Consider the following 25,105-nt stretch of genomic DNA (forward strand, 5'->3'; position numbering starts at 1 on the left):
GGATACAATACCCTTAAGGATTTTATATTTATTTTATAGTAAGGCAGTCAATGAGCAAGATAGTAGATGATCAGAATTTTAATGACGAGGAGGAAGACTTCGCAAAACTCTTAGAAAAAGAAGAAACCCTAGAAAAAGGCACTATCAAAGAGGGGCTAATCGTTTCCATCAATGAGAACGATAGTTACGCCATGGTGAGCGTGGGCGGTAAGACAGAAGGTCGTTTGGCTTTGAGTGAGATCACCGATGAAAAGGGGCAGTTACTGTATCAAAAAAATGACCCCATTATCGTGCATGTGTCCGAAAAAGGCGAACACCCTAGCGTTTCCTACAAAAAGGCCATTTCCCAACAAAAGATTCAAGCTAAAATTGAAGAATTAGGCGAAAACTATGAAAACGCCATTATTGAGGGCAAGATTATAGGCAAGAATAAAGGGGGTTATATCGTGGAGTCTCAAGGCGTGGAGTATTTCCTCTCCCGATCGCACTCTTCTTTAAAGAATGACGCAAACCACATCGGCAAACGCATTAAAGCATGCATCATTCGTGTGGATAAGGAAAACCATTCTATCAATATTTCTCGCAAACGATTCTTTGAAGTCAATGACAAACGACGGCTTGAGGTTTCTAAAGAACTATTAGAAGCTGCAGAGCCGGTATTAGGGGTTGTGCGCCAGATCACCCCTTTTGGTATTTTTGTAGAAGCTAAGGAGATTGAGGGCTTGGTCCATTATTCTGAAATCAGCCATAAAGGACCAGTCAACCCTGAAAAATACTACAAAGAGGGCGATGAAGTCTATGTCAAAGCCATCGCTTATGATGGAGAAAAAAGACGCCTTTCACTCTCCATAAAAGCGACCATAGAAGACCCATGGGAAGAGATCCAAGACAAACTAAAACCTGGATACGCTATTAAGGTGGTGGTGAGCAATATTGAACATTATGGGGTGTTTGTGGATATTGGTAATGATATTGAAGGCTTTTTGCATGTTTCTGAAATCTCTTGGGATAAAAATGTCAGCCATCCTAACAACTACTTGAGCGTGGGGCAAGAGATTGATGTGAAAATCATTGACATTGATCCTAAAAACCGCCGCTTAAGGGTTTCTTTAAAGCAACTCACTAACAGGCCTTTTGATGTTTTTGAATCTAAACACCAAGTGGGGGATGTTTTAGAAGGCAAAGTGGCGACTTTAACGGATTTTGGGGCGTTTTTGAATCTAGGTGGGGTGGATGGTTTGCTCCACAATCACGACGCTTTTTGGGATAAAGATAAAAAATGCAAAGACCACTATAAAATTGGCGATATGATCAAAGTGAAAATCCTTAAAATCAACAAAAAAGATAAAAAGATTTCTTTGAGTGCGAAACACTTGGTTACTTCCCCTACAGAAGAATTCGCTCAAAAGCATAAAACGGATAGCGTGATTCAAGGCAAAGTGGTGAGTATTAAGGATTTTGGCGTTTTCATTAATGCTGATGGCATTGATGTGCTGATCAAAAATGAAGATTTGAACCCCTTGAAAAGAGATGAAATCAAAATAGGGCAAGAAATCACATGCGTGGTTGTTGCGATTGAAAAATCTAACAACAAAGTGCGTGCTTCTGTACATAGGTTAGAGCGCAAAAAAGAAAAAGAAGAGTTGCAAGCTTTTAACACGAGCGATGATAAAATGACTTTAGGGGATATTCTTAAAGAAAAACTCTAAAGGGTGATTTTAAAAGCATGAGAATGGCATGAGATTTAAGAGTGTTGTTGCTTTTATTTCCCTAGCTGTCGCTCTTGGCGTTTTAGCCTATTTGTTTTTAAGCGTTAAAAAAGAAATGCCCGCTATTTCTCATGCAAATAAAAGCCTCTCTCAAACGGATGCAACAAGCCATGACATCAACCTAGAAGAAAATAGCCCTAATGAAATCTCTCCTAATGAAAAAGTCTCCCATAACGAAGAAGATCGCAATAACGCCCTTTCTCAAAATCTTGATGCGCAAGAAGTTATCAATTACCCTGTTATAGAGCATCATTTTGAAATCCCTTTTGAAGAAAAAAAAAGGGAATATTCAAAGCTTATCATTAAGGATTTAAAGGGTTATCAATTCTTGTGTTTAAAAGAAATCCTTAAAAAAGAACAAATTGATTACGCTTACGATAACACCAAAAACCAACCTAACCTCATCATCTATTTAGATAAAAACAAAAAAGAACGCTTTTTAGCTGATTTAGACTATTATAAAATACGCTATCATGCTGTTTTTTAAATTCAAAGGATAAAAATGCATCAAATAGCCATTTGCGACCCCATCCATGCTAAAGGCATTCAAATTTTAGAAGCTCAAAAAGACATTGTCTTGCATGATTATTCCAAATGCCCCAAAAATGAGCTTTTAGGAAAACTCACTCCCATGGATGCACTCATCACGCGTAGCATGACCCCTATCACAAGCGATTTTTTAAAGCCCTTAACCCACTTAAAATCCATCGTGAGAGCGGGTGTGGGAGTGGATAATATTGATTTAGAAAGCTGTTCTCAAAAAGGGATTGTAGTGATGAATATCCCTACCGCTAACACGATTGCCGCTGTGGAATTAACGATGGCGCATTTGATCAATGCAGTGCGATCGTTCCCTTGCGCAAACGATCAAATCAAACACCAAAGGTTATGGAAAAGAGAAGATTGGTATGGCACGGAATTGAAAAATAAAAAGCTAGGCATCATTGGTTTTGGGAATATTGGCTCTAGGGTGGGCATTAGGGCTAAAGCCTTTGAAATGGAAGTCCTAGCCTATGATCCTTATATCCCTTCTTCAAAAGCCACTGATTTAGGGGTCATTTACACAAAAAATTTTGAAGACATTTTGCAGTGCGATATGATCACTATCCACACCCCTAAAAATAAAGAAACCATTAACATGATAGGCGCTAAAGAGATTGAACGCATGAAAAAAGGGGTTATTTTGATCAATTGCGCTAGAGGGGGGCTTTATAATGAAGACGCTCTTTATGAAGCTTTAGAAACCAAAAAAGTGCGTTGGCTTGGCATTGATGTCTTTTCTAAAGAGCCTGGCATTCACAACAAGCTCTTAGACTTGCCCAATGTTTATGCGACCCCCCACATTGGCGCGAACACTTTAGAATCCCAAGAAGAAATTTCCAAACAAGCCGCTCAAGGGGTTATGGAATCTTTAAGGGGTTCAAGCCACCCGCATGCTTTGAATTTACCCATGCAAGCTTTTGATGCAAGCGCAAAAGCCTACTTGAATTTAGCGCAAAAACTGGGTTATTTTTCCAGTCAAATCCATAAGGGCGTGTGCCAAAAAATTGAGATTAGTCTTTGTGGGGAGATCAACCAATTTAAAGACGCCCTTGTAGCCTTTACGCTAGTGGGGGTGTTAAAACCTGTTGTAGGGGATAAAATCAATTACATTAACGCCCCCTTTGTGGCCAAAGAAAGAGGCATTGAGATTAAGGTTAGTCTTAAAGAAAGCGCTTCGCCTTATAAGAACATGCTCTCTTTAACTCTAAATGCGGCTAATGGTTTAATTAGCGTGAGCGGCACGGTGTTTGAAGAAGATATTTTAAAACTCACTGAGATTGATGGGTTTCATATTGATATAGAGCCAAAGGGTAAAATGCTTTTATTCAGGAATACGGATATTCCAGGCGTTATTGGGAGTGTGGGGAATGCGTTCGCTAGGCATGGCATTAACATCGCTGATTTTCGTTTGGGGCGTAACACGCAAAAAGAAGCCCTAGCGCTCATTATTGTAGATGAAGAAGTTTCTTTGGAAGTTTTAGAAGAGCTTAAAAGCATTCCTGCGTGCTTAAGCGTTCATTATGTGGTTATTTAAGGTAGTTGGATGCGAGATTTTTTAAAGCTTTTAAAAGAGCATAATGAATTAGAAGTCATTGACACCCCCCTTGAAGTGGATTTAGAAATCGCTCATCTGGCCTATATAGAAGCAAAAAAGCCTAATGGGGGCAAAGCCCTTTTATTCACGCAACCCATAAGAAAAGAGCACAACCAAATCAAAACCTTTGACATGCCTGTTTTAATGAACGCTTTTGGCTCTTTCAAACGCTTGGAGCTTTTATTAAAAACCCCCATAGAAAGCCTGCAACAACGCATGCAAACTTTCTTGCACTTTAACGCTCCTAAAAATTTCACTGAGAGTTTGAAAGTCTTAAAAGATTTATGGGATTTAAGACACATTTTCCCTAAAAAAACCACTCGCCCTAAAGATCTCATTATCAAGCAAGATAAAGAAGTCAATTTATTGGATCTACCCGTTTTAAAAACTTGGGAAAAAGATGGCGGGGCTTTTATCACTATGGGGCAAGTCTATACCCAAAGCCTAGACAATAAAAAAAAGAATTTAGGCATGTACCGCTTGCAAGTTTATGATAAAAACCATTTAGGCTTGCACTGGCAAATCCATAAAGACTCCCAACTCTTTTTCCACGAATACGCTAAGGCTAAAGTCAAAATGCCTGTCAGTATCGCTATTGGCGGGGATTTGCTCTATACATGGTGCGCGACGGCCCCCTTACCTTATGGGATTTATGAACTCATGCTTTATGGGTTTATGAGAGAAAAAAAAGCGTGTGTGATGCCATGCTTGAGTAATTCTTTGAGCGTGCCAAGGGATTGCGATATTGTGATAGAAGGGTTTGTGGATTGCAAAAAACTAGAGCTTGAAGGGCCTTTTGGGGATCACACTGGCTATTATACCCCCATTGAGCCTTACCCTGTTTTAGAAGTCAAAACCATTAGCTATAAAAAAGATTCCATTTACTTGGCCACTGTAGTGGGTAAGCCCCCTTTAGAAGACAAATACATGGGGTATTTGACTGAACGCTTGTTCTTGCCCTTGCTTCAAATGAACGCCCCCAATCTTATAGATTATTGCATGCCAGAAAATGGGGTGTTTCATAATTTGATTTTAGCCAAAATACACACGCGCTATAACGCTCATGCCAAACAAGTCATGCATGCTTTTTGGGGTGTGGGGCAGATGAGTTTTGTCAAACATGCGATTTTTGTCAATGAAGACGCTCCCGATCTAAGAGACACCAACGCTATCGTTGAGTATATACTAGAAAATTTTTCTAAAGAAAAAATTCTTATCTCTCAAGGCGTATGCGACGCTTTAGATCATGCAAGCCCTGAATACGCTATGGGGGGGAAACTCGGTATTGATGCGACCTCTAAAAGCAATACCCCCTACTCCACGCTTTTAAACGATAACGCCTTGCTAGCGCTTTTGCAAGATAAAATGCCAAATATCGTTCTTTTGAAGCAATATTACCCGCACGCTCGTAACCCCATTTGCGTGATTAGCGTGGAAAAGAAAGACAAGAGCGTCATTGAATTGGCTAAAAATTTGCTCGGTTTTGAAGAATATTTACGCATTGTCATCTTTGTAGAGCATACCAGCAACGATTTAAACAACCCTTACATGCTGTTATGGCGCATCGTTAATAATATTGATGCGCAACGCGATATTCTCATCTCTAAACATTGTTTTTTTATAGACGCTACCAATAAAGGCATTATGGATAAACATTTTAGAGAATGGCCTGCAGAAACCAATTGCTCCATGGAAGTCATAGAGGATTTGAAAAAGAAAGGGCTTTTAAAAGATTTTGAAACTTTAAATCAAAAATTCCATCTCACGCATTCTTTTAGCACGCATAAAGAAGATCTATAAAGAATAGCTATGAAAGATTATAGCCAAAGGATTGATACCCTCATCGCAAAAATAGAAAAGGCTCGCACCGCCTATTCAAGGCATCATATTGTAAAAATCGTAGCTGTTTCAAAAAACGCTTCCCTAAAAGCTATCCAACATTACTATGACTGCTCTCAAAGGGCTTTTGGAGAAAATAAAGTTCAAGATTTAAAAATGAAAATGCATTCTTTAGAGCATTTACCCCTTGAATGGCACATGATAGGCTCTTTACAAGAGAATAAAATCAATGCGCTTTTGCGTTTAAAACCCGCTCTTTTGCATTCTTTAGACTCCTTAAAACTCGCTTTGAAGATAGAAAAGCGTTGCGAAATATTGGGCGTCAATTTAAACGCTCTTTTACAAGTTAATAGCGCGTATGAGAAAAGCAAAAGCGGGGTGGTGCCTGAAGAAACGCTAGAAATTTATGCTCAAATCAGTGAAACTTGCAAGCACCTCAAACTTAAAGGGCTTATGTGTATAGGGGCTCATGCTGATGATGAAAAGGAAATTGAAAAATCCTTTATCACCACCAAAAAGCTTTTTGACCGATTAAAGAATGCGAGCGTTCTTTCAATGGGTATGAGCAGTGATTTTGAATTAGCGATTGCTTGCGGGGCGAATCTTTTAAGGATTGGCTCTTTTTTGTTTAAAGAGTAAGATGCTAGAAACTCATGCGCTTAAACGCGGGGCTGTTTTTATCTCTGATGCGCATTTTTTGCCTAAAAGCCCTCATTTAATCAATACGCTTAAAGAACTTTTAAGCGCCAAACCCCCACAAGTCTTTTTCATGGGCGATATTTTCCATGTTCTTGTGGGCTATTTACCCCTAGATAAAGAGCAGCAAAAAATCATTGGTTTAGTCCATGCGTTAAGCGAAATTTCACAAGTCTTTTATTTTGAAGGCAACCATGATTTTTCCATGCGTTTTGTATTCAATTCCAAAGTGGTGGTTTTTGAGCGCCAAAACCAGCCCGCATTATTCCAATACGATAACAAACGCTTTTTACTGGCCCATGGGGATTTATTCATCACTAAAGCGTATGAATTTTACATCACGCAGCTCACTTCCACTTGGGCTAGATTTTTTCTAACTTTTTTAAATTTATTAAGTTTTAAAACCTTATACCCCCTTTTTAAAAAACTCATTTATCAAAAACCCGTCCGCCTTTGGGAATTAGAGCCAAAAGAATTGCAATCTTTTATTGAAAAGCGCCTAAAAGCCTATCAAAACTACATTAAAGATCTTAACATTGATAGCATTGACGGCATTATAGAGGGGCATTTTCATCTCAAAAGCGGTGCAAAAATCCCATTGAATGCGCCTATTTATTGCCCGCTGCCTTCCTTTTATTACGAACAAAGCCTTTTTAAGGTATCATCAAGCATTTTAGAACCATCTCAAAATAAGGACGCCTAAATCATGGCAGAAAAAACAGCTAACGATTTAAAATTGAGTGAGATAGAACTCGTGGATTTTCGTATTTATGGCATGCAAGAGGGCGTCCCTTATGAAGGGATTTATGGCATCAATGTGGCTAAAGTCCAAGAAATCATCCCCATGCCCACCCTTTTTGAATACCCCACGAATTTAGATTACATTATCGGCGTGTTTGATTTGCGCTCCACGATCATCCCGCTTATAGACTTGGCTAAATGGATAGGTATTGTCCCAGATAAAAGCAGAGAAAACGAAAAAATCGTCATTATCACTGAATTTAACAATGTTAAAATGGGCTTTTTAGTCCATTCCGCTAGGCGTATCAGACGCATCAGTTGGAAAGATGTGGAGCCTGCATCCTTTAGCGCATCTAATAACATCAATAAAGAAAATATCACCGGCACGACACGCATTGAAAACGACAAAACCCTGCTCATTTTGGATTTAGAAAGCATTTTAGACGATTTAAAGCTTAATGAAGACGCTAAAAACACTAAAGATGCCCCTAAAGAGCGTTTTGAAGGCGAAGTGTTGTTTTTAGACGATAGCAAGACCGCAAGAAAAACCTTAAAAAACCATTTGAGTAAATTGGGTTTTAGCATCACTGAAGCTGTGGATGGGGAAGACGGGTTGAACAAATTAGAAATGTTATTCAAAAAATACGGGGATGATTTGAGGAAACATTTGAAATTCATTATTTCAGATGTTGAAATGCCTAAAATGGATGGCTATCATTTCTTATTCAAGCTCCAAGAAGACCCCAGATTTGCTTATATTCCTGTGATTTTTAATTCTTCTATTTGCGATAATTATAGCGCTGAAAGGGCTAAAGAAATGGGGGCTGTAGCGTATTTAGTCAAGTTTGACGCAGAAAAATTCACCGAAGAAATTTCTAAGATTTTAGACAAGAATGCGTAATTCTTTTTATAAAATTGTAAAATACTCTTATCTCAAACGCTAAAAAGGGGTTTTAAAATGGATGATTTGCAAGAAATAATGGAAGACTTCTTGATTGAAGCCTTTGAAATGAACGAGCAGTTGGATCAGGATTTAGTGGAATTGGAGCATAACCCTGAAGATTTGGACTTGCTCAATCGCATTTTTAGAGTCGCCCACACCATTAAAGGCTCTAGCTCGTTTTTGAATCTTAACATACTCACGCACCTCACGCACAACATGGAAGATGTCTTAAATCGTGCCAGAAAGGGCGAAATTAAAATCACGCCTGATATTATGGATGTCGTATTGCGTTCCATTGATTTGATGAAAACTTTACTCGTAACGATTAGAGATACCGGCTCTGATACCAATAACGGCAAGGAAAACGAGATTGAAGAAGCGGTCAAACAGCTTCAAGCCATTACGAGCCAAAATTTAGAGGGCGCTAAAGAAACTTCAGGGACTAAAGAAGCCTCCAAAGAAGAAGTGAAAAAAGAAAATAAAGAAGAAGCGAAAGAAGAAATTAAAGAAAACAAGGCAAAAGCTCCTACTGCAGAAAACCCCGCAAGCGATAACCCGCTAGCCGATGAGCCGGATTTGGATTATACTAACATGAGCACTGAAGAAGTGGAAGCGGAGATTGAACGGCTGTTGAACAAGCGCCAAGAGGCCGATAAAGAACGAAGAGCTCAAAAAAAGCAAGAAGAACAAGCCAAACCTAAACAAGAAGTTACCCCAACAAAAGAAACCCCCAAAACAGAAGCCCCAAAAGCCCCTAAAGCAGAAACTAAAGCTAAGGCTAAAGCCGATACTGAAGAAAATAAAGCCCCCTCTATTGGCGTGGAGCAAACCGTTAGGGTGGATGTGCGCCGCTTGGATCACTTAATGAATTTGATCGGTGAGCTTGTGTTGGGCAAAAATCGCTTGATTAGAATTTATAGCGATGTGGAAGAACGCTATGATGGGGAAAAGTTTTTAGAGGAATTAAACCAGGTGGTTTCTTCTATTTCAGCGGTAACGACAGACTTGCAACTTGCGGTGATGAAAACCCGTATGCAACCAGTGGGCAAGGTATTCAATAAATTCCCTCGCATGGTAAGGGATTTGAGCCGGGAATTAGGCAAGAGCATTGAGTTAATCATTGAGGGCGAAGAAACCGAATTAGATAAATCCATTGTAGAAGAGATTGGCGATCCGCTCATTCACATTATCCGCAACTCATGCGATCATGGAATTGAGCCTTTAGAAGAAAGAAGAAGACTTAACAAGTCTGAAACCGGTAAAGTGCAATTGAGTGCGTATAATGAGGGTAACCACATTGTGATTAAAATCTCTGATGATGGCAAAGGATTAGACCCTGTGATGCTTAAAGAAAAAGCGATTGAAAAAGGGGTGATTAGTGAAAGAGACGCTGAAGGCATGAGCGATAGGGAAGCGTTTAACCTCATTTTCAAGCCAGGCTTTTCTACTGCAAAAGTCGTTTCCAATGTTTCAGGCAGAGGCGTGGGCATGGATGTGGTGAAAACCAATATTGAAAAGCTCAATGGGATCATTGAAATCGATTCAGAAGTGGGGGTAGGCACGACTCAAAAGCTTAAAATTCCTCTCACTCTGGCTATCATTCAAGCTTTACTCGTGGGCGTTCAAGAAGAATATTACGCTATTCCGCTTTCTTCAGTGTTAGAAACCGTGCGCATCAGCCAGGATGAAATCTACACCGTTGATGGCAAGAGCGTGTTGCGTTTGAGAGATGAGGTGCTTTCTTTGGTGTGTCTTTCTGACATTTTTAAAGTGGATGCTATTTTGGAATCCAACTCGGATGTGTATGTGGTTATCATTGGCTTGGCTGATCAAAAAATTGGCGTGATCGTGGATTATTTAATCGGTCAAGAAGAAGTGGTCATCAAATCTTTAGGTTACTATCTTAAAAACACTAGAGGCATTGCTGGCGCTACGGTGAGAGGCGATGGGAAAATCACTCTCATTGTAGATGTGGGGGCGATGATGGATATGGCAAAAAGCATCAAAGTCAATATCACTACCTTGATGAACGAATCAGAAAACACAAAGAGCAAAAATTCTCCTAGCGATTATGTCGTTTTAGCGATTGATGACAGCAGCACGGATAGAGCGATTATCCGCAAATGTTTAAAACCATTAGGCATCACGCTTTTAGAAGCCTCTAACGGGTTAGAAGGCTTAGAAATGCTTAAAAATGGCGATAAGACCCCGGACGCTATTTTAGTGGATATTGAAATGCCTAAAATGGATGGCTATACTTTCGCTTCTGAAGTGCGTAAATACAATAAATTCAAAAACCTGCCTTTGATTGCAGTAACCAGTCGGGTAACTAAAACCGATAGAATGCGTGGCGTCGAATCCGGCATGACTGAATACATCACCAAACCTTATAGCGGTGAGTATTTAACCACCGTAGTAAAGCGCAGCATTAAATTAGAAGGAGACCAGTCATGAGCAACCAATTAAAAGATTTATTTGAAAGGCAAAAAGAAGCTAATGCCGGTTCTAAACAAGAAGATAATGAAGAAATTTTGCAATTCATTGGCTTTATTATTGGCGATGAAGAATACGCCATTCCTATTTTGAATATTTTAGAGATCGTCAAACCCATTGGTTATACGCGAGTCCCTGAGACCCCAAATTATGTGCTTGGCGTGTTCAATTTAAGGGGTAATGTCTTCCCTTTGATCAGTTTGCGTTTAAAATTTGGCTTGAAAGCTGAAAAACAAAACAAAGACACTCGTTATTTGGTGGTGCGCCATAACGATCAGATCGCTGGGTTTTTCATTGATCGCCTAACCGAAGCCATTCGCATCAAGCAAACGGATATTGATCCGGTGCCAGAGACTTTGAGCGATAACAATAATTTAACTTATGGTATTGGGAAGCAAAACGACAGACTCGTAACCATTTTAAGAGTGGAAGAAATCTTAAAGAAAGACTTTTAAAAATTTTAGTTTATCAGCCCCTATGGACTTTGAGAAAGACTTATTCCATTAAAAAGCTTGATTTTAATCAAGCGGTAATCTTAGCGTTTGATTGAAAAATAGAGTCTTCTTTAATCTTTTCTTTTAAACACAGCGTGAAACTTTTTCAAACGGATTAAAAAGAACTTCTTATTTTTAGTTTTTATTACCAACGCTTTTTAATAGGCGGGGTTTTTTGCATTGAGACTTGCCAGATTGTAACCCCCTCCTTTTAAGGATTTCCTATTCCAACACTTTTAAAAGCGCTTCATAATTAGGCTCTTCTAAAATGTTTTGAACGATTTCTTTATAGATGACCACTCCCTTACCATCAAGAACAAACACCGATCGAGCGAGTAAGCCTTGCATAGAGCCTTTGCCTAACAGCACGCCGTAATTTTCCCCAAAAGCCTTATACCTAAAATCGCTTAAAATCCTTAAGTCCTTAATGCCTTCAGCACCACAAATTTGCCCTTGAGAAAAAGGTAAGTCCATAGAAATCACGCTAAAACTCACAGAAGGCAGTTTGCCAGCTTGCTCATTGAAGCGTTTGGCTTGGAGCAAGCAAACCGATCCGGTTAAGCTAGGAAGCGCGCTAATGACTTGAAAACGCGTGCCTTGCTTCAATAAATTGACTTCTTGCAAATCGCCATTTACCAATTTCACATCAGGAGCTTTATCGCCCACTTTTAAGGCTTTCCCTTCTAATTGGTATGTTTCTTCTTTAAAAGTAACTTTTTGCATTGATAAATCCTTTCTAATGAATTGCTATATTGCGTTGGAATAATAGTCAATTAAGATTAACTTTCAAAAAATTTAAAAAGAATTTGTTTAAAAAGTCGTTTTAATTTTAAAAAACCCCTTAAAATCTACAAAATTTGCATAACAATCAATTTTTAAGAAAAGATTTACCAAGAAGTATTAAAAAATGATTACAATATGGCTATCTAATCACAAGGAGAAAACATGTTTGCATTACGAGAGTTGCCTTTTGCTAAAGACAGCATGGGAGATTTTTTAAGCCCTGTAGCGTTTGATTTCCACCATGGGAAACACCATCAAACTTATGTGAATAATTTGAACAATCTCATCAAAGGCACGGATTTTGAGAAAAGTTCTTTGTTTGCTATTTTGACGAAGTCTAGCGGAGGCGTGTTTAATAACGCCGCTCAAATTTATAACCACGATTTTTATTGGGATTGCCTAAGCCCAAAAGCAATTGCCTTAAGTGATGAGTTGAAAGGGGCTTTAGAAAAAGATTTTGGCTCATTGGAAAAATTTAAAGAAGACTTCATTAAGAGTGCAACCACTTTATTTGGCTCTGGTTGGAATTGGGCAGCGTATAATTTAGACACTCAAAAAATTGAAATCATTCAAACGAGCAACGCTCAAACCCCAGTTACGGATAAAAAAGTGCCGCTTTTAGTGGTGGATGTGTGGGAGCATGCTTATTACATTGACCATAAAAACGCACGCCCTGTGTATTTGGAAAAATTCTACGAGCATATTAATTGGCATTTTGTTTCTCAATGCTATGAGTGGGCGAAAAAAGAAGGCTTAGGATCAGTGGATTACTACATCAATGAGTTGGTGCATAAAAAAGCCTAAGCGTTACTGCTGTTGTGGTTTAAAGATTTTTAAACCACGCTTCTTTTTTGAATGAAAGACACTCTGTTTAACCAATCTCTAAACAAACGCTTTTGTTTTGATGAGAAAGTCGCCCATGTTTTTGATGACATGCTGGAGCGCTCCATTCCCTATTACCATGAGATGTTGGATTTGGGGGCGTATTTTATCGCTCAAAATTTAAAAGAAAATATCCATGCTAAGCCCTTGATTTATGATTTGGGCTGTTCTACCGGAAACTTTTTTATTGCGCTTAACCAACAAATCCAACAAGATATTGAGCTTGTAGGGATTGACAATTCCATGCCCATGCTTAAAAAAGCGCAAGAAAAATTAAAAGATTTTAACAATGCCCGTTTTGAATGCATGGATTTTTTAGAGGTTGAGTTTAAAGAAGCGAGCGCGTTTTCATTGCTTTTTGTGCTGCAATTTGTCCGCCCCATGCAAAGAGAGGTGTTGCTCAAAAAGATTTATAACAGCCTTGCGTTGAATGGGGTTTTATTGGTGGGCGAAAAGATCATGAGCGAAGACAGGATATTAGACAAGCAAATGATAGAGCTATACTACCTTTATAAACAAAATCAAGGCTATAGTCACAATGAAATCGCTTTCAAAAGGGAAGCGTTAGAAAATGTGCTTGTGCCTTATAGTTTAAAAGAAAATGTCGCTCTTTTAGAAAGTGTGGGGTTTAAGCATGTGGAAGCGCTGTTTAAATGGGTAAATTTCACGCTACTAGTCGCCAGAAAAACTTAAGTTTTTTAAAAAAGATATAAAACATGAGTTTTTTAAAAAATATCCACAGGATCCATATTCACGCTACAAGGGATATTCCGGGCGGTTTTTAAAAACGCATGCACGCTTTTAATTAGGCTTAAAGGGTTTTTGGAACGCAATAAAATAAGGTAGCGATAAGAAGAGGCGATTTTTTCAATGGGGGCTTTAAAGTTAGAAAGCGTTACGCCCTTTTCTAAACACGAAGAAAGGGTTTGAGAGGCTTTTAGGCTCAATTGTTGGGCTTTTTCTTCGTTTTTATGCTTAAACTCTAACAAACACAGCCTTGAAAAAGGCGGGTAGAGTTCGCACCTTTCTTGCAATTCGTATTGTAAAAAATCTTCATAATCTTCTAAGAAATTTTCTAATAGATCGGTTTCGGTGCTTTGAATGAACACTTGGCCAGAAATTTGCCTAGCGCTCCTCCCAGCGATTTGATAAAGTAACGACACGCCCTCTTCTAAAGCCCTGTAACTATTGGATTTAATGATATTGTCTATGCCTAAAACAACCGCTAAACTCACTTTAGCGTAATCATGCCCTTTGCTTATCATTTGAGTGCCGATTAAGATATTGGTTTTTTGAGCGTTGAAATCGTTTAAAATATTGTGGAGTTTTTTTGGCGTGCTGGTATGATCTTTATCTAAAATGGCTATTTTAGCGCCTTTTAAAAGGCCTTCCAACTCGTTCAACACTTGCATGGTGCCTATCCTTTTACCCACTAAAACTTCGCTTTGACACGCGCTGCAAATTTTAGGGATAGGGCTTGAAAAATGGCAATAATGGCACATGAGTTTGTTGGTTTTTAAATGCAAACTCATATTCACGCTGCAAAAGGGGCATTGAACGCTTTTATAGCAATTTTGACACAGCAAGGTTTTGAAATTAGCCCTTGTAGGCACAAAAATAATGGCTTGCTCGTTTTTGTCTATAACTTGTTTTAGCGCTTCTAGGAGTTTGGGCGTGATAAAACGCTCGGTTTTTTCAAAAATAATGTTTTTTTGCGTAGGCGTGTAGCGCCCCTTTAAGCGCACCAAAGCCTTATCTTTAAAGCGTTTGTAACTATTTAAACTTGGCGTAGCAGAGCCTAAAATCACTTGAATAGGGAATTTATGGGATAAATACAAGCATAAATCCCTAGCGTTATACATAGGGCTTTGATGAGATTTATAAGAAAAGTCATGCTCTTCATCTACAATGATTAAACCCAACTCCTTAAGGGGTAAAAACAACGCACTTCGTGTGCCTACCACTAATTTGATTTCTTGCGAATAAAGCTTTTCTAAAAATTGTTTTTTTTGGGTTTGAGAGAGTTTGCTATGCCACAAGCCTAAATTTTCTTTAAAAACCCTTTTAAGGCGTTGTTGCATTTGAGGGGTGAGGGCGATTTCTGGCACTAACAACAGAGCGCTTTTTTTTTGCTCTAAAGTTTGAGCGATTGAATGCATATAAATCTCGGTTTTCCCGCTACCCGTATCGCCAAAGAGCAAGCTTGCTGAATGTTTTTGCAATTCTTTTAAAGCGTTTGTTTGCGTTTGGCTTAACGCATTAAGAACAGGCTCAATTTTTTCTAACCCCACCAAATCGCATTCTTTAAAAGGGGTAAAAAGATTTAAGACTGAAGAAAGATTAGCCGAGTAGTATTGAGCGATAAATGCAGCGAGTTCTATTTGAAAGGGGAGTAAGAAATAAGGGGTTTTTTCTAGTTCTAGGCATTCAAAAGAGGGTTTTGAAACTTCTTCAAGAACGACGCCCAAAAGCGTTTTATCCCTTAAATGGATATTGACTAACGCTCCTTTTTGGTGCCGCTCCTTAGAAAAGTAAGTTAAAGGGGGGGTTTTATTTTTTAAAGGAGCGATCAAGTGATAGAACATGATGAGATTTTTTCTAAAAGCTTTTTGAGTTCATTGTGCAAATACTCGTTTTGACAACTTTCATGCAAATAATCCTTTAAAAGCTCTAATGCGTTTAATTCTTGGTTGTGGAAACGCTCCTTTAGGGTGCGTTTCATCTCATCGCTAAAGGTGTTATTGAGAGAGATTTTATAGCGTTTGCCTAAATAAGTGATTTCTAAGCTGTCATTTTCTGAATGCATGTTTTTAATGGTTTATGACAATAAATCAGAGATTTTGTCATAAAGACTTTGAATGCCCTTATCTTTAGCACTCAATTCATCGTATAAAATAGCGATTTGAATGTCTTTTTCTTCATTTTGCGCATTCAGTGTGGTGTTTGCTTGGCGTAAAGCGTTCAACTCTTCTTCTTGTTTTTTGATTTTTTCAATCAATTCATCAATTTTAGCACCCAATTGGTTTAACAAACTTAAAGATTGCATAGTAAGCCTTTCATGGTTTTTAAAAGTTATTATATCAAAGCTATTTAATGATCGCAAAATACCCCTATCCCCTTAAGGTAATGGCTTTTACCTTAAAATAAAGCAACTAAAACCCCATGTTTTAAACAATCCTTATGGCGGTATTTGGTATTTTTTATTACCATAAAGCAACAAGATAGAAAACTTGACATGGGAGTAATAATGCAAAAAAATATATTAAAAATGACTCTGTTGTTGGTTTTCCTCTTTTTAAGAAACGCTGTTGGTTTAGAGGACAAAAAAGCAGATCTTAAAAGCGTTCCAAATACGCCTAAAAATTTACCCCCTATCCAATTAAGGCTCGATCAAGCCTACGATGATCTTATCAAAATATTAGACAATATGGGAAAAAGCACGCAGTATGAGTTCCCTAAAATTAAAGAAATTCTGGAGCAAAGCGAAGAAGAATGGCTCAAAGTCGCCCATGAAGAATGCGTGGCGTTGATGATGCTAATAAGCCCTAAAGCTTCTATTGAAAATAGCCCGATTTATCAGAATTGCTATGAAGCTTATGTGAAGCAAAGAATCCATGATTTATATGATTTTTATATAGAAAGCAAAAAGGTGAAAAGAAAAATCAAGAAAGCCCATCAGCATGCGCTTGCTCTTAATGAATCCAAACCCCTAACCAAAGAGCTGCCTAAAAACGAGAATAAAAAGAGCTTAATAAAACCTAGCTTAAAAGATGCAAGTATGCCTAAAGGATATTACTTGCAAATGGGGGCTTTTTTGAACGTGCCCAGTAAGGATTTTTTGCAAACGCTCAAAACTTTCCCTTACCAAATGGAGAAAAAAGAATCTCTCACGCATTATTTTATTGGCCCTTATAAAACGAAAGAAGAAGCCCTAAAACAGCTTGAAAAAGCGCTCAAAAGCTTTAAAAATAGGCCTGTATTAGTGGAAAAGTAATCGTTTTAACTATCCTTAATTTAATGAAAATAAATCTATAGTTTTATTGGATTTTATAAAGCCACATGGCTATTAGCGTGACAAACAAACTCGCGCCCAAAAACACATAGCCTATCATTTTATAAAGGGGGATAAAATTTTTTTGAATTTCTTCTTCTGCAATAATGATTTTAGAAACCCCTAAGCGGTTAGTTGGGGTGCTGTCTGTGAGGTAAAAGCCTTGTTTTTTAAGCGCAAAATAAGGGGTTTTGATTAAGGCGTCATTTTTAAAAGAGGCCACAAACGCCCCGATATTAGAAAACTTGACTTGGTTGTTTGCATCCAACAAGACAAAGGGGGTGTTTTTGAATCGTTCTTCTAAGATTCTTAAAGGCTCTAAAGAAGAGGCATTGTCCAATTCTAAAAGGCTTTTAGCGATCGCATCAGCGGTGTATTGCATGCGTATTTGGGTGTTTTCTAAGAGGTTATTTTTCGCATAAAAGAAAAATAACGCTAACAAAACCCCCACTAAAAGCAAGGTAGAAAGGGCATAAATGATTAAAAAACGCTTTTTAAAAGAATAGGGCATGACAAACCTTTTTGTTTATAGTGGGTTGAATAACACAGCTTTTTACTATTGAATTAAAAACGCTCAAAAATAGCCTCTTTTTTCTACCATATTTATTTAATTTTATGGTAAATTTTTGAAAAATTGTTATAATTCCTACATTTTTATTGGTAAGTCAATTAAGAAAGGAGTTTAGAACATGCTTGACATATGGATAGATATGATAATCTGTATTTTTTATTTGCTTTTTTTTACGACTCCTTACATTGCAGGCGATATTTTGCAATTGAAATTTATCCGTCAAAAGCTCTGCGAGAAGCCTGTTTTACTCCCCCAAAAGGATTATGAAGAAGCGGGAAATTACGCTATTAGAAAAATGCAATTATCCATTATTTCTCAAATTTTAGATGGGATAATCTTTGCTGGTTGGGTCTTTTTTGGTTTGACGCATTTAGAAGATTTGATGCATTATTTAAACCTTTCTGAAACGCTAGGTTACTTGGTGTTTGCCTTGTTGTTTTTAGCGATTCAAAGCGTTTTATCCTTACCCATTAGCTACTACACCACCATGCATTTGGATAAGGAATTTGGCTTTTCTAAGGTGAGCTTATCGTTATTTTTTAAGGATTTTTTCAAAGGGTTATTGCTCACTTTAAGCGTGGGATTGTTGTTGATTTACACTCTTATTATGATCATTGAACATGTGGAACATTGGGAGATTAGCTCGTTTTTTGTCGTGTTTGTTTTTATGATTTTGGCCAATCTTTTTTACCCTAAAATCGCCCAGCTTTTCAACCAATTCACCCCCTTGAATAATAGGGATTTGGAAAGTCAAATTGAAAGCATGATGGATAAAGTGGGTTTTAAATCCGAAGGCATTTTTGTGATGGACGCTAGCAAGAGGGATGGGCGTTTGAATGCGTATTTTGGGGGCTTGGGTAAAAACAAGCGGGTGGTGTTGTTTGACACTTTGATCTCTAAAGTTGGGACAGAAGGGCTTTTAGCCATTTTAGGGCATGAATTAGGGCATTTTAAAAATAAGGATTTGTTGAAAAGTTTAGGGATTATGGGAGGTTTGCTCGCTCTTGTTTTTGCTTTGATCGCTCATTTGCCACCGTTGGTTTTTGAAGGCTTTAATGTCTCACAAACACCAGCGAGTTTGATTGCGATTTTACTCTTGTTTTTGCCGGTATTTTCTTTTTACGCTATGCCTTTGATCGGGTTTTTTAGCCGAAAGAATGAATACAATGCGGACAAGTTTGGAGCGAGTTTAAGCTCTAAAGAGGTTTTAGCCAAAGCGTTAGTGTCTATTGTGAGTGAAAATAAAGCGTTCCCCCATTCGCACCCTTTTTATGTTTTCTTGCATTTCACGCACCCACCGCTATTAGAGCGCTTGAAAGCTTTGGATTATGAAATTGAATGACTCTTTCACAAGCCCTAAACAAATCTAAAAAAGAATTATCGCAAAAAGGTTTTAGGGGGGGCTTAGAATCTGAAATTTTATTAGGCTTTGTCTTGCAAAAAGAGAGGGTTTTTTTGCACGCGCATGCCTATTTAGAGTTAAACCACGAAGAAGAGGTGCGTTTTTTTGAATTGGTAGAAAAGCGCTTGGATGACTGCCCCATAGAGTATTTATTAAAAAGCTGTGATTTTTATGGGCGCTCTTTTTTCGTGAATGAGCATGTTTTAATCCCACGGCCTGAAACGGAGATTTTGGTCAAAAAAGCCCTTGATATTATTTCTCAATACCATTTAAAAGAGATAGGCGAAATAGGCATAGGGAGTGCTTGCGTGTCTGTTAGTTTGGCTTTAGAAAACCCTAAACTTTCCATTCATGCGAGCGATATTTCACCAAAAGCTTTAGAAGTGGCGTCCAAAAATATTGAACGCTTTTGTCTAAAAGAGCGTGTTTTTTTAAAAAAAACGCGCCTTTGGGATGGCATGCCAACGATACAAATGCTTGTCTCTAACCCGCCCTATATCGCTAGAGATTATCCTTTGGAAAAATCCGTTCTCAAAGAACCGCATGAAGCCCTTTTTGGGGGGGTTAAAGGCGATGAAATCTTAAAAGAAATCATTTTTTTAGCCGCTGGGTTAAAAATCCCTTTTTTGGCTTGTGAAATGGGGTATGACCAGTTAAAAAGCTTGAAAGAATGCTTGGAGTTTTGCGGTTATTTTGCGGAGTTTTACAAGGATTTGAGCGGCTTTGATAGGGGGTTTATAGGCATTTTAAAAAGTTTTTTAAGATAAAGTTAAAATTTAATTACCCTTTTAGTGTTACAATAAAAACACTTAAAATAATAAAGGATGTCGCTTATGTATATTGAAAAAATTCTCCAATCTTTACAGAAAAAATACCCCTATCAAAAAGAGTTCCATCAAGCCGTCTATGAAGCTATCACTTCTTTAAAACCCCTTTTAGACAGCGATAAAAGTTATGAAAAGCATGCCATTTTAGAGCGTTTGATTGAGCCTGAAAGGGAGATTTTTTTTAGGGTGTGTTGGCTAGATGATAACAATCAAATCCAAATCAATCGGGGATGTAGGGTTGAATTCAATTCAGCTATTGGTCCTTATAAGGGGGGTTTGAGATTCCACCCTAGCGTGAATGAAAGCGTGATCAAGTTTTTAGGCTTTGAGCAAGTGTTGAAAAATTCGCTCACCACTTTGGCTATGGGGGGCGCTAAGGGGGGGAGCGATTTTGACCCTAAAGGGAAGAGTGAACATGAGATCATGCGTTTTTGCCAGGCGTTCATGAATGAATTATACCGCCATATTGGAGCCACGACTGATGTGCCAGCCGGGGATATTGGAGTGGGTGAAAGAGAGATTGGCTATCTGTTTGGGCAATACAAAAAATTAGTCAATCGTTTTGAGGGCGTATTGACCGGTAAAGGGCTAACTTATGGGGGGAGCTTGTGCAGAAAAGAAGCTACCGGCTATGGGTGCGTGTATTTTGCTGAAGAAATGTTGCAAGAAAGGAACAGCTCTTTAGAGGGTAAGGTTTGTAGCGTTTCTGGGAGCGGTAATGTCGCTATTTATACCATTGAAAAATTGCTTCAAATAGGAGCCAAACCGGTAACTGCGAGCGATTCTAATGGCATGATTTATGATAAAGACGGCATTGATTTAGAGCTTTTGAAAGAGATTAAAGAGGTGCGTCGTGGGAGGATCAAAGAATACGCTTCAGAAAAAACCAATGCGAAATACACCCCCATAGAAAATTACCCCAAAGGGGGGAATGCTGTATGGCATGTGCCTTGTTTTGCGGCTTTTCCTAGTGCGACCGAGAATGAATTGAGCGTTTTAGACGCTAAAACCCTCCTTTCTAACGGGTGCAAATGCGTGGCTGAAGGGGCGAACATGCCCTCAAGCAATGAAGCGATTGGATTGTTTTTACAGGCTAAGATTTCTTATGGCATAGGCAAGGCGGCTAATGCTGGGGGAGTGAGTGTGAGCGGCTTGGAAATGGCGCAAAATGCGAGCATGCACCCTTGGAGTTTTGAAGTGGTGGATGCGAAGTTACACCACATTATGAAAGAGATTTATAAGAATGTCTCTCAAACCGCTAAAGAGTTTAAAGACCCTACTAATTTTGTTTTAGGGGCTAATATCGCCGGCTTTAGAAAAGTAGCGTCTGCGATGATAGCGCAAGGGGTTTGATTGGTTTGTTTTGCAAACCTATTTTTTAACCCATCTCCTTATGGTGCGCAACAAGGGTAAAGACTTTTGATAAGCTTTGCGATAGATTTTAAAAGAGGTGTTCTGGGATAGCTCCAAAAGAGGGGTAGCCTTTGATAAGAGGCGTTCATGATCTCTTCTCAAATCATCGTAATTAATTCTCAAATCATCGTAATTAACTCTCAAATCATCAACAGACACTAACGGCTCATTTAAATCACGATAAAGAGCGGAAGGGTTGTGATAAATCGTATCGTTTTCTAAAATCGTTTTGAAAAAATCTAGGATTTTTTGAAAACTCAAATCCTGGTGAAAACCAGCTTTCCCGTTAAGGGTGTTCAAAGGGTTTTCATAGAGCATGTCTAAATAAGCGTTTTGGTGTGCGTGCAAGTATCTGATATGATCAATGGCTTCATCAAAGTTTTTGAAATCATGCACATTCACAAAACTTTTAGGGTTAAAATCTTTCGCCACGCTGGGACTCCCCCAATAAATAGGGATAGTATGGCTAAAATACGCATCAAGGATTTTTTCGGTTACATAGCCATAGCCTTGTGAGTTTTCAAAACAGAGGTTGAATTTGTATTGGCTTAAAAACTCGTTTTTGTTTTTGACCTTATAGCCTAGAGTGTTTTTCACGCTCCCTCCCCCAGTAACTGGCTCAATAGAATTTAAAGCGTCATAGAAAGCGTTCCTAATGGGAGCGTTAGGATTGCTTGCAACAAAACTGACAAACCCTCTTTTCAAAGGATCGCTCTCGTTATGGATTAGTGCACATAAATTAGGGTGGTTTTCTTTAAATTTATGAGAGGGTTTTGTTAAAGTATAAAGGCTGTCAGGTTTGAGCTTGTAAGGCGCAGTGGTGTCATGAACAAGCATGGCTTTATAGTGCAAATAGGCGTAATACAAAGGCATTCTCAAATAGCGATCGTTGAAATCTAATTCATCAAAGCCTATAGCGTAATCAAAGAGGTTGAAATTAGGCGCTTCATTTTCACCGGTGTAAAACACTCGTTTGGTGTTTTGATAAGATAAGATTTTTCTGGCTTGTCCCAAAGCGTTGCCAAAGACTAGATCTGAAGGTTCGTTGGGGTTTTGGTGGAGGGTGATTGTGTAGCGTTGTTTTAAGATGACATGAATAATGAAGTCTCTGAATCCTTCTTTTTCGCTATTCTTTGAGGGCCACCAATTGGCTAGGGCTATATTTAATGGGGGTTTATGGGTTGTATCATCTAAATGGGTGCTGTCTGTATAAGCGTCTAGTAAAGGTTGGAACATGGTTATCCTTTAAACCAATTTAGGCAAACTCAAATGGCGTTTGAAATACGCCAAGATCACGAGAGCAAAAGGTATCGCTACCAAAAAGTATAAGAAAGTGGGGATAGGCAAGGGATCGCCTGCGGCATAGCTGTGCAAGCCAGAAAGGTAGTAATTCACGCCAAAATAAGTCATTAAAACCGAATAAAACCCCAAAACGCTGCTGCTCGCTAAAATAAAGGGCCAATTTTGAGAGCCTAAAAAACGCAAATGCAAGATTAAAACATAGACGCAAATAGAAATCAACGCCCAAGTTTCTTTAGGGTCCCACCCCCAATAGCGCCCCCAAGATTCATTCGCCCACACCCCGCCTAAGAAATTCCCAGCTGTGAGCATGAACAGGCCTAAAATCATGCTCATTTCATTGATAGCGCTAATGGAGAGAATGGTTTTGTCCAAATTGAAACGCCCTTGTTTGCGCAAAATAAACAAAACCAAACTTAAAATCCCCAGCACAAAACACAAGCCCAAAAAGCCATAACTAGCGGTGATGACAGAAACATGGATATTGAGCCAATAGGATTTTAACACCGGCACTAAATGGCCAATTTGAGGGTCCATAAAGCCTAAATGGGCCACAAAGAGCGCGATACCGGCTAAAAAGCTAGAAGCCGATAGCGCGAGTTTGGAGCGTAAAATAAACCCTGCGATAACAGAAGCCCATGCGATATAAAGCATGGACTCATAAGCGTTGCTCCAAGGCGAATGAGAACTAACATACCAGCGCAAAATGAGCCCCATAGAATGAGCGAGCGCACAAAGCAAGATAGCAATGTAAAGGATTTTAGTGAGCCAAATATTTGGAATCGTGTTTTTAACAAGAGAACTGATCACCACGATAAAAAGCAATAACCCAAGAAAGATATAAGGCAAGGTCAGGCTGTTAAAAAAATTAGTGTGGTTTAAAAAAATTTCAGAATCCACTTTAGAAGAGGGTAAATAGAGGTTTTTGGCATGCTCTTGTTGGTAAATGCTTAAATCTTTTAGAGTTTTTTCTACTTTATCCCATTGATTGGTTTTTAAAGCGTCATCAAAGGCGCTAAAAATATTTTTTAAAAACCCCGTTGCCACGCTTGAAATCTCTTTATTAGGACTGTTGATCGCTTCAACGGGCGAGAGCCAAGCAGTGGTTTTATCGCTAGGGAAAATGCGTAAAAATTGAGCGCTAAAAAGCGTATAGACTAAGTTGATTCGTTCATCTACTTTTAACACATCTTTATCCAACTCATTGCGTGCATTGGGGGATTTTTGATTGACTTCTTCAACAAGATTTTTTAATTTATACCCACGGCTATCAAACACATCTCTAAAAGCGATACGGCTCTCATCTAAAGGCGTGCCGATAAGCTTTCTTAGGGCTTTATTAGAAGTGTAAATCATCTTAACGCTGCGCCAATCATTGGGGAAAAACATGATCCCTAAAAGCGTTTGCATAGCATTTAGCCCTTGAAAATCATCTTTTTTTAAAATCTTATGGATATATTCAATGCTAATGGTATCAAGGGGTTTGATACGCCCGTCAAAATCCTGGACTTGAAGCCTTTGAAAGGCTTTCAAATGATCTTTAGAATACTCTCTTAAGTGTTTCAAACGCTCTAAAATCGCGCTTTTAGAATCCTCTTTATTAGCGGAATTTTCTACATTTTGTCGTTCTATTTGAGCACTTTTGCCCCCATGCATCTCAATTGGAGTCTCATTAGCGAACGAGGAAGTAAAAGGGCTGATTAAAATTAAAGCGAGCAAGAAACTAGCGGCTTGTTGGGATTTTAAAAAGCGTGAAAGCTTTAAAAAACGCCCGTTTTTATCCAAAAGCAACCACAAAGCCCCCAAAATAAGCATCGCATACCCTAAATAAGTGGGGATTTTACCCGGGTCTTTATTGACAGAAAGGATCGTGCCTTTTTCATCCATGTCATAGGAAGATTGGAAAAAGCGATAGCCTTCATAATCTAAAACATGGTTCATAAAAATCCTATAAGGTTTGATTAAGGTGTTATCTAATGTCAAAACTTCCACTTCTGAAGCGTAAGATGAGGGGCTCATAGAGCCGGCATAGCGCTCTAATTCAAAACGCTTCAGTTTGATTTGAAAAGGCAATTCAATGTAAGCGGATCCAAAACTTAAAGAGAGCTTGTCGTCTTTAAACATCTCGCTTTCTTCTATGCCTTCATTCCTGTTGTTTTTAATAAGATTGAATTTGCGGCTCACGCCGTTATAGGTCGCTTTTAACACTAAAATAGCAGCGTCATCTTTTTTAATGGCGTTTTGCTTGTAAATCTCTAAGGGTTCTAAAATTAAAGGCTTGTGATCTAAAGTGGCATGAATGGGTCTTAATCGTTTGGAATAATAAAAGGTTAAAGGCGTTTTTAAAGAAAGTTTAGTGGTGTCATTAAGAGTGATATTAAGATAAGTGTCCGCGCTTTCAAAAGAGCTTTGCGTGCTGTTTTCTCGCACATGCATAAGCCCTTCTACACCAAAAAAGCGCGTGATGGCTGCCCCTAAAATGATTAAAATCAAGGAGCTGTGGAAAAAAAGGCTTGCGTATCTTTTGCGCTCTAAGGCTTTAGAATTAATGAATGTGCCTATTAAAACCACCAATAAATACGCATGCAAGAAATTAAACCAAGGGGTGTTATACACAATCGCCTTACTCGCGCTCGTGCCGTAATCGTTTTCTATAAAAGTGGCTATCGCGCACGCTAAGGCATAGAGCGCAATTAAAGGGATAGCGACCCAAAAAGAAGCCAGCAAAAAAGAAAGCAGGCTTTTGAGATTCTTCATCAGACTTT

At 38.6% G+C, this 25,105-nt stretch carries 22 protein-coding genes; 15 read left to right on the plus strand and 7 right to left on the minus strand.

Annotated features, from left to right (window positions below):
* Nucleotides 1-50 precede the first annotated feature (50 nt).
* From AA974_RS04600 to cheW, 9 genes are read left to right on the plus strand one after another with little or no spacing between them, the layout of a single operon-like run.
* Nucleotides 51-1,709: a 30S ribosomal protein S1 gene (locus tag AA974_RS04600; RefSeq protein ID WP_064433611.1), complete on the plus strand. Its 1,659-nt coding sequence runs from the start codon at nucleotides 51-53 to the stop codon at nucleotides 1,707-1,709.
* Between the two features lie 28 nt (nucleotides 1,710-1,737).
* Nucleotides 1,738-2,256, plus strand: coding sequence for a hypothetical protein (locus tag AA974_RS04605; RefSeq protein WP_064433612.1), 519 nt, complete (start codon nucleotides 1,738-1,740; stop codon nucleotides 2,254-2,256).
* A gap of 15 nt (nucleotides 2,257-2,271) precedes the next feature.
* Nucleotides 2,272-3,846, plus strand: coding sequence for a phosphoglycerate dehydrogenase (gene serA / locus AA974_RS04610; protein WP_064433613.1), 1,575 nt, complete (start codon nucleotides 2,272-2,274; stop codon nucleotides 3,844-3,846).
* Between the two features lie 9 nt (nucleotides 3,847-3,855).
* Nucleotides 3,856-5,706, plus strand: a complete 1,851-nt coding sequence (locus tag AA974_RS04615) for a menaquinone biosynthesis decarboxylase (RefSeq protein ID WP_064433614.1) — start codon at nucleotides 3,856-3,858, stop codon at nucleotides 5,704-5,706.
* Nucleotides 5,707-5,715: 9 nt separating this feature from the next.
* Nucleotides 5,716-6,384 carry a YggS family pyridoxal phosphate-dependent enzyme gene (locus AA974_RS04620; RefSeq protein ID WP_064433615.1) on the plus strand — a complete coding sequence of 223 codons (669 nt, stop codon included), beginning with the start codon at nucleotides 5,716-5,718 and terminating at the stop codon, nucleotides 6,382-6,384.
* Between the two features lies 1 nt (nucleotide 6,385).
* Nucleotides 6,386-7,144 (plus strand): UDP-2,3-diacylglucosamine diphosphatase, encoded by a 759-nt coding sequence (locus AA974_RS04625; protein ID WP_064433616.1) that lies wholly within the window; start codon nucleotides 6,386-6,388, stop codon nucleotides 7,142-7,144.
* A 3-nt stretch (nucleotides 7,145-7,147) separates the two neighbouring features.
* A complete protein-coding gene (cheV3, locus tag AA974_RS04630; RefSeq protein WP_064433617.1) occupies nucleotides 7,148-8,083 on the plus strand; it encodes a chemotaxis protein CheV3 in 936 nt (311 codons plus the stop codon).
* 57 nt (nucleotides 8,084-8,140) lie between these two features.
* Nucleotides 8,141-10,579, plus strand: coding sequence for a chemotaxis histidine kinase/response regulator CheAY2 (cheAY2, locus tag AA974_RS04635; protein ID WP_064433618.1), 2,439 nt, complete (start codon nucleotides 8,141-8,143; stop codon nucleotides 10,577-10,579).
* The gene (gene cheW / locus AA974_RS04640) at nucleotides 10,576-11,073 is read left to right on the plus strand and encodes a chemotaxis protein CheW (protein WP_000070759.1); all 498 of its coding nucleotides are present in this window, start codon (nucleotides 10,576-10,578) and stop codon (nucleotides 11,071-11,073) included. Before cheAY2 ends, cheW begins: the two co-directional genes overlap by 4 nt.
* Before the next feature lie 261 nt (nucleotides 11,074-11,334).
* On the opposite strand, the gene tpx is transcribed toward cheW, so the two are convergent.
* Nucleotides 11,335-11,835: a thiol peroxidase gene (tpx, locus tag AA974_RS04645; RefSeq protein WP_064433619.1), complete on the minus strand. Its 501-nt coding sequence runs from the start codon at nucleotides 11,833-11,835 to the stop codon at nucleotides 11,335-11,337.
* A gap of 222 nt (nucleotides 11,836-12,057) precedes the next feature.
* Between tpx and sodB the strand changes: the two genes are divergently transcribed.
* Nucleotides 12,058-12,699 (plus strand): superoxide dismutase [Fe], encoded by a 642-nt coding sequence (gene sodB, locus AA974_RS04650; protein ID WP_064433620.1) that lies wholly within the window; start codon nucleotides 12,058-12,060, stop codon nucleotides 12,697-12,699.
* A gap of 51 nt (nucleotides 12,700-12,750) precedes the next feature.
* Nucleotides 12,751-13,470, plus strand: coding sequence for a carboxy-S-adenosyl-L-methionine synthase CmoA (gene cmoA / locus AA974_RS04655; protein WP_064433621.1), 720 nt, complete (start codon nucleotides 12,751-12,753; stop codon nucleotides 13,468-13,470).
* A 32-nt stretch (nucleotides 13,471-13,502) separates the two neighbouring features.
* Here cmoA and AA974_RS04660 read toward each other — a convergent pair whose 3' ends face one another.
* Genes AA974_RS04660 through AA974_RS04670 form a run of 3 tightly spaced genes read right to left on the minus strand, consistent with a single transcriptional unit; the run spans nucleotide 13,503 to nucleotide 15,823 of the window.
* The gene (locus AA974_RS04660) at nucleotides 13,503-15,362 is read right to left on the minus strand and encodes a primosomal protein N' (protein WP_064433622.1); all 1,860 of its coding nucleotides are present in this window, start codon (nucleotides 15,360-15,362) and stop codon (nucleotides 13,503-13,505) included.
* Nucleotides 15,347-15,583 (minus strand): hypothetical protein, encoded by a 237-nt coding sequence (locus tag AA974_RS04665; protein ID WP_000555362.1) that lies wholly within the window; start codon nucleotides 15,581-15,583, stop codon nucleotides 15,347-15,349. Before AA974_RS04665 ends, AA974_RS04660 begins: the two co-directional genes overlap by 16 nt.
* Before the next feature lie 12 nt (nucleotides 15,584-15,595).
* On the minus strand, nucleotides 15,596-15,823 hold the full coding sequence (locus AA974_RS04670) for a hypothetical protein (protein ID WP_033590318.1): 228 nt from the start codon (nucleotides 15,821-15,823) through the stop codon (nucleotides 15,596-15,598).
* Nucleotides 15,824-16,024: 201 nt separating this feature from the next.
* Between AA974_RS04670 and AA974_RS04675 the strand changes: the two genes are divergently transcribed.
* On the plus strand, nucleotides 16,025-16,771 hold the full coding sequence (locus AA974_RS04675; protein WP_064433623.1) for an SPOR domain-containing protein: 747 nt from the start codon (nucleotides 16,025-16,027) through the stop codon (nucleotides 16,769-16,771).
* A gap of 43 nt (nucleotides 16,772-16,814) precedes the next feature.
* Here the strand turns inward: AA974_RS04675 and AA974_RS04680 are convergent, their stop codons facing one another.
* Nucleotides 16,815-17,339, minus strand: coding sequence for a hypothetical protein (locus AA974_RS04680; RefSeq protein WP_064433624.1), 525 nt, complete (start codon nucleotides 17,337-17,339; stop codon nucleotides 16,815-16,817).
* A 178-nt stretch (nucleotides 17,340-17,517) separates the two neighbouring features.
* On the opposite strand from AA974_RS04680, the gene AA974_RS04685 reads away from it, so the two are divergent.
* From AA974_RS04685 to gdhA, 3 genes are all read left to right on the plus strand, one after another.
* A complete protein-coding gene (locus tag AA974_RS04685; protein WP_064433625.1) occupies nucleotides 17,518-18,741 on the plus strand; it encodes a M48 family metallopeptidase in 1,224 nt (407 codons plus the stop codon).
* Nucleotides 18,738-19,568, plus strand: a complete 831-nt coding sequence (locus AA974_RS04690; RefSeq protein ID WP_064433626.1) for a peptide chain release factor N(5)-glutamine methyltransferase — start codon at nucleotides 18,738-18,740, stop codon at nucleotides 19,566-19,568. The genes AA974_RS04685 and AA974_RS04690 overlap by 4 nt, the downstream gene beginning before the upstream one ends.
* A 66-nt stretch (nucleotides 19,569-19,634) precedes the next feature.
* On the plus strand, nucleotides 19,635-20,981 hold the full coding sequence (gene gdhA / locus AA974_RS04695; protein WP_064433627.1) for an NADP-specific glutamate dehydrogenase: 1,347 nt from the start codon (nucleotides 19,635-19,637) through the stop codon (nucleotides 20,979-20,981).
* 18 nt (nucleotides 20,982-20,999) lie between these two features.
* Here gdhA and AA974_RS04700 read toward each other — a convergent pair whose 3' ends face one another.
* Both AA974_RS04700 and ccsA read right to left on the minus strand, forming a co-directional pair.
* On the minus strand, nucleotides 21,000-22,277 hold the full coding sequence (locus tag AA974_RS04700; protein ID WP_064433628.1) for a glycosyltransferase family 10 domain-containing protein: 1,278 nt from the start codon (nucleotides 22,275-22,277) through the stop codon (nucleotides 21,000-21,002).
* 9 nt (nucleotides 22,278-22,286) lie between these two features.
* Complete coding sequence (gene ccsA / locus AA974_RS04705; protein ID WP_064433629.1) at nucleotides 22,287-25,097, minus strand: cytochrome c biogenesis protein CcsA; 2,811 nt, start codon at nucleotides 25,095-25,097, stop codon at nucleotides 22,287-22,289.
* Between the last annotated feature and the right edge of the window lie 8 nt (nucleotides 25,098-25,105).

The organism is Helicobacter pylori, from assembly GCF_001653475.1.
Classification (GTDB): domain Bacteria; phylum Campylobacterota; class Campylobacteria; order Campylobacterales; family Helicobacteraceae; genus Helicobacter; species Helicobacter pylori_CM.

Excerpts from the sequence above, each read along its gene's own strand:
- cheV3 (WP_064433617.1), top strand. The coding sequence starts at position 7,148 with ATGGCAGAAAAAACAGCTAACGATTTAAAATTGAGTGAGATAGAACTC.
- AA974_RS04690 (WP_064433626.1), top strand. The coding sequence starts at position 18,738 with ATGACTCTTTCACAAGCCCTAAACAAATCTAAAAAAGAATTATCGCAA.
- AA974_RS04700 (WP_064433628.1), bottom strand. The coding sequence starts at position 22,277 with ATGTTCCAACCTTTACTAGACGCTTATACAGACAGCACCCATTTAGAT.
- serA (WP_064433613.1), top strand. The coding sequence starts at position 2,272 with ATGCATCAAATAGCCATTTGCGACCCCATCCATGCTAAAGGCATTCAA.
- AA974_RS04665 (WP_000555362.1), bottom strand. The coding sequence starts at position 15,583 with ATGCATTCAGAAAATGACAGCTTAGAAATCACTTATTTAGGCAAACGC.
- AA974_RS04660 (WP_064433622.1), bottom strand. The coding sequence starts at position 15,362 with ATGTTCTATCACTTGATCGCTCCTTTAAAAAATAAAACCCCCCCTTTA.
- cheW (WP_000070759.1), top strand. The coding sequence starts at position 10,576 with ATGAGCAACCAATTAAAAGATTTATTTGAAAGGCAAAAAGAAGCTAAT.
- cmoA (WP_064433621.1), top strand. The coding sequence starts at position 12,751 with ATGAAAGACACTCTGTTTAACCAATCTCTAAACAAACGCTTTTGTTTT.
- AA974_RS04685 (WP_064433625.1), top strand. The coding sequence starts at position 17,518 with ATGCTTGACATATGGATAGATATGATAATCTGTATTTTTTATTTGCTT.
- gdhA (WP_064433627.1), top strand. The coding sequence starts at position 19,635 with ATGTATATTGAAAAAATTCTCCAATCTTTACAGAAAAAATACCCCTAT.
- AA974_RS04605 (WP_064433612.1), top strand. The coding sequence starts at position 1,738 with ATGAGATTTAAGAGTGTTGTTGCTTTTATTTCCCTAGCTGTCGCTCTT.
- AA974_RS04670 (WP_033590318.1), bottom strand. The coding sequence starts at position 15,823 with ATGCAATCTTTAAGTTTGTTAAACCAATTGGGTGCTAAAATTGATGAA.
- tpx (WP_064433619.1), bottom strand. The coding sequence starts at position 11,835 with ATGCAAAAAGTTACTTTTAAAGAAGAAACATACCAATTAGAAGGGAAA.
- AA974_RS04625 (WP_064433616.1), top strand. The coding sequence starts at position 6,386 with ATGCTAGAAACTCATGCGCTTAAACGCGGGGCTGTTTTTATCTCTGAT.
- AA974_RS04600 (WP_064433611.1), top strand. The coding sequence starts at position 51 with ATGAGCAAGATAGTAGATGATCAGAATTTTAATGACGAGGAGGAAGAC.
- sodB (WP_064433620.1), top strand. The coding sequence starts at position 12,058 with ATGTTTGCATTACGAGAGTTGCCTTTTGCTAAAGACAGCATGGGAGAT.
- AA974_RS04620 (WP_064433615.1), top strand. The coding sequence starts at position 5,716 with ATGAAAGATTATAGCCAAAGGATTGATACCCTCATCGCAAAAATAGAA.
- AA974_RS04615 (WP_064433614.1), top strand. The coding sequence starts at position 3,856 with ATGCGAGATTTTTTAAAGCTTTTAAAAGAGCATAATGAATTAGAAGTC.
- AA974_RS04680 (WP_064433624.1), bottom strand. The coding sequence starts at position 17,339 with ATGCCCTATTCTTTTAAAAAGCGTTTTTTAATCATTTATGCCCTTTCT.
- ccsA (WP_064433629.1), bottom strand. The coding sequence starts at position 25,097 with ATGAAGAATCTCAAAAGCCTGCTTTCTTTTTTGCTGGCTTCTTTTTGG.
- cheAY2 (WP_064433618.1), top strand. The coding sequence starts at position 8,141 with ATGGATGATTTGCAAGAAATAATGGAAGACTTCTTGATTGAAGCCTTT.
- AA974_RS04675 (WP_064433623.1), top strand. The coding sequence starts at position 16,025 with ATGCAAAAAAATATATTAAAAATGACTCTGTTGTTGGTTTTCCTCTTT.